General features: G+C 71.6%; 13 protein-coding genes and 1 pseudogene. 3 read left to right on the top strand and 11 right to left on the bottom strand.

From position 1 onward, the window contains the following. Window positions 1-2: 2 nt before the first annotated feature. From KZ829_RS40990 to KZ829_RS40980, 3 genes are read right to left on the bottom strand one after another with little or no spacing between them, the layout of a single operon-like run. Window positions 3-1190, bottom strand: coding sequence for a hypothetical protein (locus tag KZ829_RS40990; protein WP_220149229.1), 1188 nt, complete (start codon window positions 1188-1190; stop codon window positions 3-5). 46 nt (window positions 1191-1236) lie between these two features. After that, window positions 1237-2307: a DUF8744 domain-containing protein gene (locus KZ829_RS40985; protein ID WP_220149228.1), complete on the bottom strand. Its 1071-nt coding sequence runs from the start codon at window positions 2305-2307 to the stop codon at window positions 1237-1239. Window positions 2308-2358: 51 nt separating this feature from the next. Beyond that, entirely contained in the window at window positions 2359-2979 is a 621-nt protein-coding gene (locus KZ829_RS40980) for an AbfB domain-containing protein (RefSeq protein WP_220149227.1), read from the bottom strand. Window positions 2980-3092: 113 nt separating this feature from the next. On the opposite strand from KZ829_RS40980, the gene KZ829_RS40975 reads away from it, so the two are divergent. Further along, complete coding sequence (locus KZ829_RS40975) at window positions 3093-3737, top strand: GOLPH3/VPS74 family protein (RefSeq protein WP_220149226.1); 645 nt, start codon at window positions 3093-3095, stop codon at window positions 3735-3737. A gap of 107 nt (window positions 3738-3844) precedes the next feature. Continuing rightward, on the top strand, window positions 3845-4135 hold the full coding sequence (locus tag KZ829_RS40970; protein ID WP_220149225.1) for a hypothetical protein: 291 nt from the start codon (window positions 3845-3847) through the stop codon (window positions 4133-4135). Window positions 4136-4142: 7 nt separating this feature from the next. Here the strand turns inward: KZ829_RS40970 and KZ829_RS40965 are convergent, their stop codons facing one another. From KZ829_RS40965 to KZ829_RS40945, 5 genes are all read right to left on the bottom strand, one after another. Next, a complete protein-coding gene (locus KZ829_RS40965; protein WP_220149224.1) occupies window positions 4143-5234 on the bottom strand; it encodes a hypothetical protein in 1092 nt (363 codons plus the stop codon). Beyond that, window positions 5231-5797: an RNA polymerase sigma factor gene (locus KZ829_RS40960; RefSeq protein WP_220149223.1), complete on the bottom strand. Its 567-nt coding sequence runs from the start codon at window positions 5795-5797 to the stop codon at window positions 5231-5233. The genes KZ829_RS40965 and KZ829_RS40960 overlap by 4 nt, the downstream gene beginning before the upstream one ends. A gap of 108 nt (window positions 5798-5905) precedes the next feature. Next, the gene (locus KZ829_RS40955) at window positions 5906-6967 is read right to left on the bottom strand and encodes an aldose epimerase family protein (RefSeq protein ID WP_220149222.1); all 1062 of its coding nucleotides are present in this window, start codon (window positions 6965-6967) and stop codon (window positions 5906-5908) included. 183 nt (window positions 6968-7150) lie between these two features. Further along, complete coding sequence (locus tag KZ829_RS40950; protein WP_220149221.1) at window positions 7151-7720, bottom strand: dienelactone hydrolase family protein; 570 nt, start codon at window positions 7718-7720, stop codon at window positions 7151-7153. Between the two features lie 9 nt (window positions 7721-7729). Continuing rightward, complete coding sequence (locus KZ829_RS40945) at window positions 7730-8896, bottom strand: RtcB family protein (RefSeq protein ID WP_308285873.1); 1167 nt, start codon at window positions 8894-8896, stop codon at window positions 7730-7732. 58 nt (window positions 8897-8954) lie between these two features. Here KZ829_RS40945 and KZ829_RS44985 point away from each other — a divergent pair. After that, window positions 8955-9677: pseudogene (locus tag KZ829_RS44985) on the top strand (questin oxidase family protein); the annotation flags it as partial. Window positions 9678-10374: 697 nt separating this feature from the next. Here KZ829_RS44985 and KZ829_RS40935 read toward each other — a convergent pair. The 3 genes from KZ829_RS40935 to KZ829_RS40925 all read right to left on the bottom strand — a co-directional run bounded on the left by KZ829_RS40935 (window position 10375) and on the right by KZ829_RS40925 (window position 14141). Next, window positions 10375-11571, bottom strand: a complete 1197-nt coding sequence (locus KZ829_RS40935) for a CehA/McbA family metallohydrolase (RefSeq protein ID WP_220149219.1) — start codon at window positions 11569-11571, stop codon at window positions 10375-10377. Between the two features lie 63 nt (window positions 11572-11634). Then, window positions 11635-13710 (bottom strand): M48 family metalloprotease, encoded by a 2076-nt coding sequence (locus tag KZ829_RS40930; protein ID WP_220149218.1) that lies wholly within the window; start codon window positions 13708-13710, stop codon window positions 11635-11637. Further along, a complete protein-coding gene (locus tag KZ829_RS40925; protein ID WP_220149217.1) occupies window positions 13707-14141 on the bottom strand; it encodes a hypothetical protein in 435 nt (144 codons plus the stop codon). The genes KZ829_RS40930 and KZ829_RS40925 overlap by 4 nt, the downstream gene beginning before the upstream one ends. Window positions 14142-14174 lie beyond the last annotated feature (33 nt).

The raw sequence follows: 14174 nt of genomic DNA, 5'->3' as shown, positions 1-14174 counted from the left end.
GGCTACCTCCGGGCTTGCACGAGTACGCGTACGGCGGGCACCAGGAACTGGCACAGCGCCACGAGCAGCAGCAACGAGGTGGCGATCCGGGCGTACGGGCCGGTCGGCAGCAGGAACGCCAACAGCGCGGCGTTGGCCATCGCGACCCGCTGCGCCCAGTTCCGGTCCAGCGCCGCGCTCCTCTCCCGGGCCACGGCCGGGCCGCCGCCGAGCACCATCGGCAGCAGGTACGCCAGCGACCCGAGCAGCACCTGCGCCACCGCCCCGGCCAGCAGCGGCAGCAGCACGATCCCGAACCGGTCCACGGCCGCGTCCGGGCCGCCCGCGGTCAGCAGCGTCCACGCGTCCAGTCCGAGCGCGGCCAGCAGCCAGGCCGCCCCGGCCGCGATCGACCAGGCGGCGAACGACTCCGGCGGTTTGGCCAGCCCGACCCGTACCGCCGGGATCGCGGTCCGGACCACGGCCGCCGCGATCAGGCCCAGCCCGGCGGCCGTCACCACCGGCCACCAGGCGAGCACCGCCACCGCCAGCAGGACCAGGCCGGACACCGCGAGCGGCAGCGCGATCCGGGCCGCGGCGACCGCGTCGCCGGCCATCCGGGTGCGCAGCACGGTCGGCCACAACGTGAGGATCGTGCCGAGGATGGTCAGCATGATCCAGCCGAGCAGGTTCACGTGGGCGTGGAACAGGATCAGCCGGGACCGGGCCGCGTCGTCGGTGACCAGCATCCACGCGCCCGCCGGGATCCCGGTCAGCAGCGCCACGGCCGCCGCCACGTAGTAGTGCACGGTCACCGCGAACCGGGCCGGCAGCGCCGACCGCAGCCGGGCGGTCAGCCACCACAGATGCGCGGCCACCGCCGCGAACACCGCGGCCGCGCCGCCCACGCCGATCCAGGGCAGGTCCGCGGCGCCACCGGCCAGAACGGCCAGAACCCCCGCGTTGAGCAGGATCAGCCGGATCGCCTCACCGGTCCGCCGGGTGGGCGCCGGGGCCCGCAGCACGGCCACCGTGAAGTGGGCGCCCCACACCAGGATGGCGTTGGTGGCCGCGCCGAGCAGCAGCATGTGGATCGCCAGCCACCGCCACGTGGGCAGCATCGGATGGGCGAACGCCAGCGCCACCAGACCGGCCAGATACATCAACGGCAACGCCCCGGTACGCCGGTGCCAGCCGGCCCGCCCGTTCATGCCATCACCGCCCAGGCCCGCCGGGACAGGTGGCCGCGCAGCCCGTTCATGCCATCACCGCCCAGGCCCGCCGGGACAGGGTGACCGCGCAGCCCGCGAAGGTCAGCACGGCCAGGATGTTCGCGGTCCCGGCGAAGCGCCACACCGGCTCCAGCCCGGCGGCGTCCCCGGCCACCACCCGGACCAGCAGCGACAGGTGCAGCAGGGCGAGCGGCAGGTACAGCACCGGGTGGTACGGCAGCGGGCGGCGCACCACCGCCGGCAGGATCACCGGCGCGTGCACGAAGATCATCGACAGGACGAAGCCGAGGAACACGGCGTGCAGCGTCGCGTCGTACCGGGGACCGTCGGCCACCGGGCCGGCGCCCGCCCACAGCAGCCCGGCCCCCGCGAGCCACCCGTAGCCGGCCAGCAGGCCCACCGCGATGTACCGGGGCAGGCCGGTCGACCGGACGGTGCGGCGGGCCACGTCGTGGACGGCCAGCCAGGCGGTCACCGCGAGCAGCGCCAGCCCGAACAGCCGGGTGCCCGCCTCCGGCCGGACCGTGGCCGCGGTCGCCGCGAACACCAGCGCCGACATCACCGTCAGGAACCAGCGCCCGGCGGCGGGGGAGCGCAACGCCACATGGGCCAGTTCCAGGCGCTCACCCGCGATCGTGCCGACGACGAACACCACCATCCACGGCACGATCTCGGCGACCGGGTAACCGGCCAGCCACAGCAGGGTGGCGGCGTACCAGCCGAACGCCCCGGCCGCCTGGGCCAGCAGGGCCGCCGACTGCTGCCGCGCCCACAGCGCCCGGTAGACGCCGAGCAGGCCGACCGACGCCAGCATCAGGGCCGCCCGGCCGATCAGGACCGGACCGAACGCCAGCAGGACCAGGGCGCCCGCCGCCGAGCAGGCCGGGGCCAGCAGCGCCCAGGTGCGGCGCAGTGCGACGGCCCGTTCCACGGCCACCAGCGTGCCGGCGAAACCGAACACCATCACCGGGCCGTGCACCTCGTCGACCGGGCCGGGTGGCGCCGGCACCGGCACGCCGAGCAGCAGCAGGGCGCCGTACAGGCCGCCGAGCAGGGCGAGCGCGGCGCCGGCCAGAACGGGAAGCCGGATCCTCACGACCCGAACGCTAGGCCGCGGGCGGTCCCGTCCGGCAGGGCCGATGGGCCCCTACGGCTCCTGCACCATGAAGGAACTCGCCTTCGGGAAACCGGCCGAGCCGTCCGGCTTGTCGATGTAGAGCTTCTCGCCGCGCCGGTGCACCAGATACTCCGGGTAGTTCTTCGAGCGCAGCCGGACCGTGCCGACCGCGGTGCCCGCCTCCTGGCAGAAGGTGGCGTCCGCGCGGAACAGGTCCGAGTCCTCAGCGGCGTCGAAGCGCAGCCGGAAGTCGTAGTGGCGCAGGTGGCGGCCGTCCTCGGTGTGGAACGAGTAGCAGGTGTCGTCGGCCAGGCCGGGAACCACGGTCAGCGGCAGCGGGTCGACAGTGGACAGCGCCGCGAAATCGCCGCCGGTGGTCAGGTAGGTGCCGGGGTCGCCGAGCGGGGACACCACCCAGGTGCCGGCGGCCAGCTGGGCCGGGACGGAACCGGTCGCGGCCGGTGACGGCGGTGCGGTGACAGCGGGCGGCGCGGATCCCGCCCGGTCGGCGCCGCCGGTGGAGTTCCAGGCCACGAACCCCACCACGAGCACGGCGACGGCGGCCACCCCGACGATGATCGGCATCACCGGAGGTGTCCGGCGAGCCTGCCCGTAGACGGTGCCCGCGGGCTCAGGAGCCTGGTCGATCATGGCGGTGACCCTAGCCGGTCGCGGCCGCCGGACGCGAAGAGCGTCCCACTGTCCATCCTGGTCTTGACGCTGCGCAACCTCACCGCAACCATTCGCCGATATCGTGATGTGCCGTGAAGCTTGCTCCGGCGGACGACTTCTACCTGGCAGCCCACGACGGCATCGGCGGGCGGCTCCTGATCACCGGTGAGCTGCTCGGCGCGGGCCTGGGCGCCGCACTGCTCGGTGAGCTGATGTTCTGGCGCCGGCTGCACCCGGACGGCGACGTGGTGCACGTGATCGACCCGCGGCCGACCGGCGACCGGGCCACCACGGTCCTGCTGGAACGACTCGCCGCGACCCCTGGCCCGCACGGGCTGCGGAGCTGGATCGCCCACCTCGCCACCAGCGGCATGGCGGTCGACCTGGTGGAGAAGCGGCTGATCGCGGCGGGGGCGATCCGGTGGGAGGCGAAGCGGCGGCTGCTCGGCTCCCACCCGCCGCAGCTGGTGTTCGCCGACCCGAAGAGCACCGGTGAACCGACCGCCCGGATCCGGACACACCTGTCGTACAACGAGACGCTGGAGACCGCCGACCTGATGCTCGCCACGCTGATCATCGCGACCGGGCTGGACGCGTACGTGCTGGACAACTGCAACCCGCGGGACCGGGCCCGGCTGTTCGACCAGTTCCGCCGCCACCTGCCGCGGGCGCTCGGTGATCTGGCCGGTCAGGCGAAAGGGGCCGCCGAGGACCTCGTGGCTGCTCGCATCGCCTGACCGGCGGGGATACGCTGACGACTTCGCGGACCCGTATTTCGCACCCGTGGCACATCCGTCCGTTCGGCCCTGCCGCAGCGGGCGGTCCGGGGACGATGGTGTTGTCGATGGAGGTGGCCGCCGTGCTCATCATTCTCGTCATCGTCGTGACAGTGGCCCTGGTTCTCGCCAGCGCCTTCTGGCCGGAACCGGAACAGGAACAGGAACCGGCCGGGACGAAGACCGGCCCGGCGACGGCCCCCGAACCGCCGACCGGACCGACCACGCTGGAGGGCGCCCTCGTCGCCCAACTGCTCAGCGGGGAGATCAGCGCCCGCCAGTACCGGCGCGCCGTCGCGAAACTCGCCGCCCGCGACGACCAGCGGCAGCCGGTCCGGCCGCCGTCCGGTCTCGTCTAGGCCGCGCTCACTGGCAGCCGAGGCCCTCCTTGTAGCCCTCCGGCACCTCGTTCTTCTTGATCATCCGGTCCACCAGCTCCCACGTCGCCTCCGGCCAGTCGCCCTCGGCGTTCATGTCATTGAGGACCTTCCACTGGTGGCTGCTCTGCAAGGCGGCCGCGGCCTGACCCTGCGCCTCCTTGTCGCCGGCCTCCTTGGCCCGCGACCACTCGGCGATCCAGCTACAGGTCACCTGGCCGGTCACGGCGGCCCCGAAGTGGTACGGCGAGTTCGCGCCGTCAACGTTCACCGCGGACACGTCGAAGCCCGGCGGGATCGGGATGTCGGCGAGCACCTTGGCGGCCTCCTCGCGGACCTTGCCCGGGGTGACCACCTCCGGCGGCAACGCGGCCAGGAACGCCTTCGCGTCGACCCGCTTCACAGCGGCCAGCAGGGCGTCGAACTCGGACCGCTCCCAGCCGCTGCTGGTGCGCAACTCGACGAAGGAGCTGTCGACCGGCTTCAGCATGGCCGCCCAGTCGCCGCCACCGTAGGTGAACACGCTCGCCTCGGTGCCGGCCACCGTGGTCGGCTCCGGCTTGCTGACCTCCAGCCGGTCCTTGTAGTAGCTGTCGTACTGGTCGGCCTTGTACCAGTTCATCTGGACCGACCGGTTCCCGTTGACGAACTCGATCGTGCCTTCTGCGGCGGCGAACCCGTACACCGTGGTGATCTTCCAGCCGGGCTGGCCGACCAGCAGGCGCGGATGCTCCTGCGCGGCCTTAAGGTCCAGCTCGTACCCGCCACCCGCGCCACCGGTGTCCGCGCTCGGCAGGCCGAGCGGGCCGGACCAGGCGCCGGGGGTGGCGCCGTTCTCCGGCTGGTCGCGCAGCAGGGCGGTGGCGCCGATGACACCGGTGACGACGGCCGCGGCGGCCACCGCACCGGCCAGGCGACGGGACAGGCCGCGGCGCGGCGCCGGGCTCTCGACGACATCGAGCTTCGGTGTGGACATGATCTCCTCCAGGAGCTGCTGCTCCGCCCCGCCGAGGCGGGCGACGAGATCGGGACGGTAGGGGTCGGCGTCTCGAACCTTGCGGTCGAGGTGCTTGTCGGTCATCGGCCCTCCTCCGGGACGATCGCGGTCAGGACGTCGAGTACATGTCCGGGCGGTGCCAGATCGTCACCGATCATTTCCCGCATCCGCGACCGGGCCCGCGACAGCCGCGTGCGCACCGCGGCCGCGCTGGCCCCCACCACCTCCGCGATCTCGCGCGGCTGCAGACCCTCCCACACGGTCAGCGTGAGCACCTCACGGTCCGTCTCGGCAAGGCGGGACAGAGCATCCTGTACGGCCAGACGCTGCGGAACCTCGCTACCCGGATCACGGGTCACGATGGCGGTCAGTCGCTGGCGCAGGCGCTCGCCGAGTCGTTCCCGGCGGACGCCGCCGCGATGATGGTTGGCCAGAACCCGGCGGGCCACGCCGTACAGCCATAGTTTGATCTCGTCGTCCGGTGGCAGCTCGCGGCTTCGGCGCCAGGCCACGAGGAACGTCTCGGCGACCACGTCTGCGGCGTCCGCCGGCTGATCGACGCGCCGCAACGCGTACGCCAGGAGCGCCTCGAAGTTGCCGGCGTAGACGCGCCGGAATCGGTCTTCCTGTTCAGTCCCAGAACCCACGTCACGTCCATGTCCGGTCGAGGGCCGAACGTTACAGCGGTATCGGGCCCCCGACCGGTCACGCCTCTACTTCGCGCCTTCTACTTCGCGCCTTCTACTTCGCGCGCTTCACTCCGCGCCGAAGCGGTAGATCGTGGTGGACCGGTACTCCTGGCCCGGGCGCAGCACCGTGGACGGGAAGTTCGCGTGGTTCGGCGAGTCCGGGAAGTGCTGCGTCTCCAGCGCGAACCCGTCACCCTGCCGGTACGGCCGGCCGCTGCCGCCGATGATCGTGCCGTCCAGGAAGTTGCCGGAGTAGAACTGCATGCCCGGCTCGGTGGTCAGCACCGTCAGAGTGCGGCCGCTCACCGGCTCCACCACGAAGGCGGCCGACTCCGGTTCGCCGTCGCGCGGGCGCAGCACCCAGTTGTGGTCGTAGCCGCGCCCGTACAGCATCTGGGTCTCACCGGCCCGGATGCGGCCGCCGATCGTGGCCGGATCGCGGAAGTCCAGCGCCGTTCCGGCCACCTCCGCGATCTTCCCGGTCGGGATGAGGCCCGCACCGACCGGCGTGAACTCGTCGGCGTCGATGCGCAGCACGTGGTCGTAGACGTGCCCCTCACCCTCGCCGGCCAGGTTGAAGTAGCTGTGGTTGGTCAGGTTCACCACGGTCGCCGCGTCGGTGGTGGCCAGGTAGTCGATGCGAAGGCCGCCGTCCGCGGACAGGGTGTAGGTGACCGTCATGCTCAGCTCACCCGGGAAGCCCTGGTCACCGGCCGGGCTGACGTGGGTGAGCGCGATCCCGCCATCCATCTCGGTGGCCGCCCAGATCACCTTGTCGAAGCCGGTCGTGCCACCGTGCAGGCTGTTCACGCCGTCGTTGACCGGGGTCTGGTAGGTGACGCCGTCGAGGGTGAAGCGGCCCTCGGCGATCCGGTTGCCGAACCGGCCGATGATCGCGCCGAAATACGGGCCCGGGTTGTCCAGGTAGCCCTGCAGAGTGTCGAAACCCAGCGCCACGTTCGCGGTCCCGCCGTCACGGTCCGGCGTCTCGATCGACTGGACGATGCCGCCGTAGGTGATGACCCGCACCCGCAGCCCTCGACCGTTGTCGAGGGTGAAGCGCTCGACAGGGCCATCCGGCGTGGAACCCCACGCCTCACGGGAGATCGCGACAGCATCCGATGACATGGGGGAGACACTCCAGACGTTTCGGCAGCGGGCGGCCTTTTCGGCCGCAGCATATCGTCCGGGCGCGGCCCCGTGGGAGCGCTCTACATCAGGTGGGACGCTGCTCCTCGCCGAATCAGCTCAGTGCTCCTCGCCGTCTCCGCCCAGTGCTTCTCGCCGTTCCGCCCAGTGCTCCTCGCCGAATCAGCCCAGGAAGTCGAGCACCCGCCGAAGCAGCAGGGTGGTGGCCTCGCGGTCGTAGGACGGCAGCGTCAGATCGGCGAAATAGTGCTGGTCACCGGGGTAGAGGAACAGCTCCGCGGACTTGCCCCGGGCGACGATGTCACGGGCCGCGTCGAGATCACCCTCGTCGGCGAAGATCGGATCCCGGTCCATGCCGTGGATCTGGACCGGCACGTCGTCGGGCCACGCCGTGCCGAACTCGGACGCCGGAACGCAGGAGTAGAACAGCAGCGCGCCACGGGCGCCGGGCCGGGTCTGCGCCAGCTTCTGCGCGGGCAGCACGCCGAGCGAGAAGCCGGCGTAGACCAGCTCGGCCGGCAGGTCCCGGACCGCGCGGACACCGCGCTCGATCACCTCACCGAACCCGATTCGCTCGGCGTTGCGAACGCCCTCGGGCAGCGTCGAGAAGGTCTCGCCCTCGAACAGGTCCGGCGTGTGCACGACGTGACCCGCGGCACGCAGGTCGTCGGCGAAAGCGGTGACACCGGGCGTCAGCCCCAGCGCGTGGTGGAACAGGACGACCTCGGCCATACCGGCATTCTAATCGCCCTTGACGTTGACCAGCTGGCGCAGCGTGTGGCGGATCTCCACCAGGTCGGCGGCATCCCGCATGACCACGTCGATCGGCTTGTACGCCTGCGGGATCTCGTCGAGGAACGCGTCGGTGTCCCGGAACTCGATGCCCTTCATCGCCTCCCGCAGCTGCTCCCGGGTGAACGTCTTGCGCGCCCTCGTCCGCGAGTACGCCCGCCCGGCACCGTGCGGCGACGAGTTCAGCGACATCGCGTCACCCTTGCCGACCACCACGTACGAGGCGTCGCCCATCGACCCCGGGATCAGACCGGGCACCCCGCGGGCCGCGTTGATCGCACCCTTGCGGGACAGCCACACGGTCTCGCCGAAGTGCGTCTCCCGTTCGGTGTAGTTGTGGTGGCACTGCACCCGCTCCACCTCGTCGACCGGCCCGCCCACGACATCCGCGAAACAGGCGATCACCCGGTCCATCATCTCGTCCCGGTTGACCAGCGCGAAGTTCTGCGCCCACCGCAGCTCCCGCAGGTAGACGTCGAACTCCTCGGTGCCCTCCACGAGGTAGGCGAGATCCGGATGGGGCACGCTGATCCCGCCACGGGTGACGAACTCCTGCGCCATCCGGATGTGATGGCTCGCAATCTTGTTACCGACGCCCCGCGACCCGGAGTGCAGGAACAGCCACACCGTCCCGGACTCGTCCCGGCACACCTCGATGAAGTGGTTCCCGCTGCCCAGCGACCCGAGCTGGAGTTCCCAGTTCTTCGCGTACCGCCCCGGGTCGAAACCGGCCCTCTCCGCCTCGGCGGTCAGCCGCCCCACCCGCTCGCGCGCCGAATCGGTCAGTCTCTGGTTGTTCGACCCGGCCGACAACGGCACCGCCCGCTCGATCGAGGTACGCAGCGTGCTCAGCTTCGGCGGCAGGTCATCCCGGTGATAGCGGGTCCGGACGGCGGCCATCCCGCAGCCGATGTCCACGCCGACCGCGGCCGGGATGATCGCGCCACGGGTCGGGATCACCGAACCGACCGTGGCGCCCTTGCCCAGATGCGCGTCCGGCATCAGCGCGATGTGCGGGTGGATGAACGGCAGCTGCGACGCCAGCTCGGCCTGCCGCCGGGTCTCGTCCTCGAGGAGGCTCGCCCAGTTCATCAGACGGCTGTTGATCTGCTGCACCCCGCCCACATTATCCGGTATTGACCTCTACCGTGGTTCAGGTTGCAGGCTCGTCACCATGGCGAACGCGACCCTTGACGAGGTGTACGAGCGGCTGTGCGACACCGGGCCGGAATTCGACGGCTGGCTGTCCAACCACGCGCCGATGGCGGCCGAGGCCCTCATCCACCACGGTCACGCCGACCGGGTGCACCGCTGGCTCGACGACTACCGCCGCAACCTGGAGCCCCGCCCGCGCGGCATCAGCCCGCTCGGCGCAGAGGAGTGGCGGGACGCGCTCGGCGATCCCACCCGCACCGGCGACTGGCTGAACTTCTTCGAACGCGAGATGATCACGGGCTCGTGGCCCGACGTGCTGGCCCGCTGGTGGCCGCGGCTGTTGCCGGGCATCGCCGCGGGCGCCACCCACGGCGTGATCCGGGTGGGCCACGCGGTCCGCGCCCTCCTCACCCCACCCGACTCGGCACATCCCTCCGATCGTCCCGGCCCCGCTCTCCCTCGGGTCGCTTCCGATGCGGCGGCGCCCTCCTCGCCGTCTTCCTCCGCGGCCGCTTCCCCGCTCGCGGCATTCCGCCCGCCTGCGGCCCGTGTCGCCGAACTGGGGCAGGCGCTGGCGTACTGGGCCGCCCGCTGGCAACCGATGGCCCTGCCCGGTTCGGGCCCGTACCGGACGACCGACCCGCGCTCCGCCCTGGACGCGGTCCCGCGCGTACCGGACCAGCGCTTCGGGATCCGCTCCCGGCTGGCCCAGCTCGCCGACCTCCCGGCCTGGCCCGACGTCCCCACCGGCCGAGGGAAGCGGATCCCCGCCGGCCCTTCTCCGGCACCGTCCGGCTCTCCTACCGTGCCGTTCCTGAACGGCCGCGACTCGGTGCCCGCCGAGCCGCCGGCCGTCGGCGAGATTCCGTCGGCGGCGCGGCTTCTCGCCGCCGACGAGAACACGGTGCACGACCGGCTTCTCGCCATCATCGAAGCAGCGGTCGTCCGGCAGGCGGGTTACGGCTACGCCAACCCGGTCATGCTGGTGCACGCCGCCACCGCCCCGACCGCGGTGCTGCGTACCCTGCCCGCGCTGCCGGGCGCGCTGCACCTGCCGAGCCTTGCCGCCGCATGGGCCGCGACCGCCGCGGTCACCTCGGCGTACGCCCCGGCGCAGCCGAGACCGGTGACGCCGCGCCCCGGCACCAGACCGGAAGACCTGATGGCATACGCCGCCGACAACGGCGACGCCCACGCCATCAAACTCGCTGACGCGGCCATCGAGGCGGGCGACGCCGAGACCCTAGCCCGCGCCTACCGGGCCCTGGAACGCTTCGCCCCGTGAGCGGCCACCTCGATCCCTGTCGTGGTGGCATTCCGCGTGTTGCGCCCGTCCGGTCGGCCGGGCTCTGGAACGCCTTGTGAGCGGCGACCTCGAACGCTGTCGTGGCGGGATCCTGTGTCGCGCCCGCCCAGGCGGGCGACCGTCACTTCTGCCGTTACATGGTGAGCCACCACGGGCTCGTGTAGGCGACTCCCCAGTCATTGCACGGGTGCCCGGACGGACCGGGGGACGCGTTGGCCTGCGACGGGTCGGCGATCCGCAGCACCACCCAACTGCCGTCCGCGGCGTCCAGCGGCACGGTGAACTCGGTGACCCGCCCCGCCTCCGTCTCGACGACGTCGGCCACCTCGGGCGCGCGCGATCCCGGCCGCAACACCTGGAGGTGCAGCGGCTTACCCACCCACTCCGGACCGCGGTCGAGATCGACCACGAACCGCACGTCGCCCTTGGCGAAGGGCAGACTTCCACCCATCCGTACGCCCGCCGCCGTCGCGTCCACCCGAAGACCACTGACCCGGGTCGCGAAGAACCGGCGCTCGCGCATCGCGGCGAGCACCCCGTTGCGGGTGTTCTCCACCGCCCACACGCCGGTGCGGCCTTTGCCCTCCGGATAGCCCCATTCGGTGCCGTGTTCATCGGTTACTCCGGTCAGCCCGGTCCGCCAGCCCGCGTTCAGGCAGGTGTTCAGGGGTGAACTCTGCCCACTCGACCAGCCGTCGAACAGATAGTCGTCGCCCCGGTTGAACATCTCCAGGCCGACCATCTGCTCGCGCAGCGCCGCGTTGTAGGCGAAGTCGTTGAACCGCAGGATCTCGCGACCCGGATGGTTGAATCCGCTGATGCCGCCGGTCCTGCTGATCCAGTCGTAGAGCCTGGCCATCCCGGGAGAGCCACCCAGGTCGGTGAACGCGCCCGTGTACCAGACGTTGACGTGCCCGAGCAGCGGATGCGTCCACTCGAAGCCCCGCAGCGCCGTATAGATCCCGGGATTGTCGGCGGCGTCGGCGAGCTGCCCCGTCCGCGTCCACTCGGACTGCGACAGCCCGTTGATGGACAACAGGGTGGCGTGGTCGGTGAGGGCCGCCACGTCCAGCCCGGCGGATCTCATCGACTCGTACGCCTTCGCCGGATCGCCGTCGCCATCCGACATGAGAGTGTGGTTGTGCAGGTCGGCGTGGAACAGGGTGGTGCCCTGACTGATCGCCGAAGCCCGGGCGGCGCCGGTGGCCCGGGTCGGGGCGGCGCTCGTGGCGACGCCGGTGGTGGTGGCTTCTGCGGAGCCGGGGCTGCTGGCCAGCATCAGGAGTGCGCCGCTGCCGGCCAGCAGCGACCTCCGGGACAGTTCGGTCATGGAACTCAGCCAAGCCCACCACCCTCAATAAAGTGAAGTCCGTTGATGTCCGCATGGTGAACGTCAGCCCCTGAAGACGAGCGGCGAGTAGTGCAGCGCGCCGGCGACGTGGATCAGGCCGGCGGTCATGGCGGCCGCGAAACCGGCTGCCAGCACGGCCGGCGGCCATGCCCGTGTCGTCGAGCGGCGGGACCGTGTGGGCAGCAGCGGCAGGAGAAGAGCGGCCACGGCGATGCCGGTGGCCAGGACCGCGAGGGGGTACACCACCACATGGACGGCCCGGCCTACGGGAAACGCCCAGTCGCCGAACTGATGGAGGTAGATCACCGCCGAGGCGGCGACGGTGGCGATCAAAGACGCGTACAGGGTGGCGGCGAAATCCTCGGCACGGGCCAGCACCAGGACCGCGAGGACGACGGCGAGACCGGCCGCCGCGGCCGACCACAGATCGATCCAAGCGTCCGCGTTCGGTTCTTCCGGCACCGCGGGCCGCGGGGCCAGCAGGCGCACGCCGCTGGTGGCGGCGGCCGCGGCCACTGCCGAGAGCAGCAGCGGCCTCCGCCGATGCGGCATCCGCCACGCGAAGATCGCGCCGGCAACGAGCGCCGCGGCCAGGAACGGCGCCCACGGTGCGGTAGTCGCGATCAGCAGAATCTTTCCGGGACCGTGTTGGACGAAGGTGATCGATCCGCCGCTGCCCAACCAGTAGGCGAGCCCGAACAGGACGGTGTTGACCAGCACCGGTGTCAGTGGTCCCGGTCGCCGCCGGCCTCCGGCCCACCGGTGAGCCAGACTGATACTGATCGCCGTTGCGGACGCGACCGCGAGCGGCACGGTCAGCAGACTCCACCAGTTGATATACGACCCAGCGGCGCCGTCGGCACGCGTCTGGCTCACACCGGTGAGCATGCCGATCGGCACCCCGGCGAGCATGGCGAGAACCGGCCGCTGGCGGCGCCACCCCATTACGGGATGGCGATGGGCCCGGCGCCACCAGGACAGTCCACAGGTGGCCGTGATCAGCAACCCGGCCAACCCGGCGTCGATCATGTTGATCCAGCCGCCGATCGGCGTGCCGACCAATCCGGGATTGGTCACCTGGTAGGAGGTCACCAGGACGGTCGTCGCGAGAATCCCGGCGACCATCTCATCGGGCCAGCCGTACGGCACCGCGCCGTCCGTCCGGTCGAGGAAATGCCGGCGCCTGGCATGCGAGGGATGCGCGGCGGAGATTCGCTCGCGAAACGGCACCGGCTCGTTCGGGGGCCGGCTGAGCAGAGCGGCGAGGCCTGCCCGGGCACCAGCCGCGGCGGTCAGGGCATCCGCCTCGTGTTCGCGGGCCCGGTTGATCCGGGCCGCGAGCACCCAGGCGGCCACCAGCAGCATCATGGTCCGCGCGGTGTACTCGATCCACATCCACAGCGCCTGCCAGTCCAGCGGCGACATCTCGCGAACCGTCACCAGCCAGAGGACGACCTGGGGCAACGGCAGAACGGCCACCATCGGCAGAGCCCACCGCGTGCCCCGGGTCAGCCAGACCAGCCGGACATCGCCCGCGGCAACGTGCGCGGCCTCGTGCCCGAGAAGCGCGGTGACCTCGGCGTCGGATCTCCGGCGTGCCCCCGCGGGCATGATCACCTCGGGAGTCCGGCCGCGCTTGATGGTGAACGCCTCGAGCAGATCACCCGGGCCCAGCCACACCCGCGGGGGCGCCGTGAGGAAGAAGGCGGGTGCGATCCGGGCCATCGCCTCCGGCCACCGAGGCGGCGGCGGCCGCAGCTCGCCGAGGCGCCGCAGATAGACCCGGGGAAGCACCTGGGCCAGGCCGAGAGCGAGAGCCAGAACCGCCGCCCCACCGGTCAGCGCGGCTACCGCCCGCGGGCGCTCCAGAGGTGCGGTACAGGCAACGAAACGCTGTTGCTGAGCGAGGACCTCGGTATCGGGCAGCGGGCGCGGGTCCAAGCCGGCGAGACACTCGCGGACGCCGGCCAGCCAGGTCTGGCCGAAGAACTCGAAGAAGATGAGGGTGCCGGCATAGGTGCCGGTGGCGACCAGAACGGTCGTGAGCAGCACGTACTGGCCGCCGGTGGGCGACGGGACGCGGGCGTGTGAACGTGGGGCCGGTACCGCTTCGGTCATCGACCGGTCGAGCGCATCCGAAGGGCACCGATCACCCCGTGTGCGACCCGCTGTGCCTCCTCCGAACTGACCTGCCCCTCCAGGCTGAGCAGGACCGACTCGAACACCTCCCGCTCCTGCTCGGGCGTCATCGGCCCGGCTCCCGGTCCCGGCCGGTCGCGTAACTCGGCGAGCAGCGCCCTGGTGCGGTCGGTCAGGGCATCGGTGGCCCGCTCCGCGATCCGGCCCGATGCGATCCCGAACAGGCCGGCCAGCATCGGAATCACGTAGTCCGCCAACGGCAGCAGCTCCACACCCATCCCGACCGGCGGTTTCGGCCTCCGGCGGGCGCTGCCGCGGAACCGGCGCAGCGCGGCCTCGACCTCGTCCACCTCGTCGGGATAGGACAGCTGCAGGGTCTGCCGGCCGACCTCGCTGAGCACGGTGTCCACTGGGCGTTCTTCCTCTCGCTGGACCGGGCGCCA

This window comes from Actinoplanes hulinensis (genome assembly GCF_019429605.1).
GTDB classification, from domain to species: Bacteria; Actinomycetota; Actinomycetes; order Mycobacteriales; family Micromonosporaceae; genus Actinoplanes; species Actinoplanes campanulatus.
The sequence above is the reverse complement of the archived record's forward strand: the minus strand, read 5'-3'. Positions and strand labels throughout refer to the sequence as shown.

Excerpts from the sequence above, each read along its gene's own strand:
- KZ829_RS40990 (WP_220149229.1), bottom strand. The coding sequence starts at position 1,190 with ATGAACGGGCGGGCCGGCTGGCACCGGCGTACCGGGGCGTTGCCGTTG.
- KZ829_RS40980 (WP_220149227.1), bottom strand. The coding sequence starts at position 2,979 with ATGATCGACCAGGCTCCTGAGCCCGCGGGCACCGTCTACGGGCAGGCT.
- KZ829_RS40970 (WP_220149225.1), top strand. The coding sequence starts at position 3,845 with ATGGAGGTGGCCGCCGTGCTCATCATTCTCGTCATCGTCGTGACAGTG.
- KZ829_RS40965 (WP_220149224.1), bottom strand. The coding sequence starts at position 5,234 with ATGACCGACAAGCACCTCGACCGCAAGGTTCGAGACGCCGACCCCTAC.
- KZ829_RS40955 (WP_220149222.1), bottom strand. The coding sequence starts at position 6,967 with ATGTCATCGGATGCTGTCGCGATCTCCCGTGAGGCGTGGGGTTCCACG.
- KZ829_RS40950 (WP_220149221.1), bottom strand. The coding sequence starts at position 7,720 with ATGGCCGAGGTCGTCCTGTTCCACCACGCGCTGGGGCTGACGCCCGGT.
- KZ829_RS40935 (WP_220149219.1), bottom strand. The coding sequence starts at position 11,571 with ATGACCGAACTGTCCCGGAGGTCGCTGCTGGCCGGCAGCGGCGCACTC.
- KZ829_RS40930 (WP_220149218.1), bottom strand. The coding sequence starts at position 13,710 with ATGACCGAAGCGGTACCGGCCCCACGTTCACACGCCCGCGTCCCGTCG.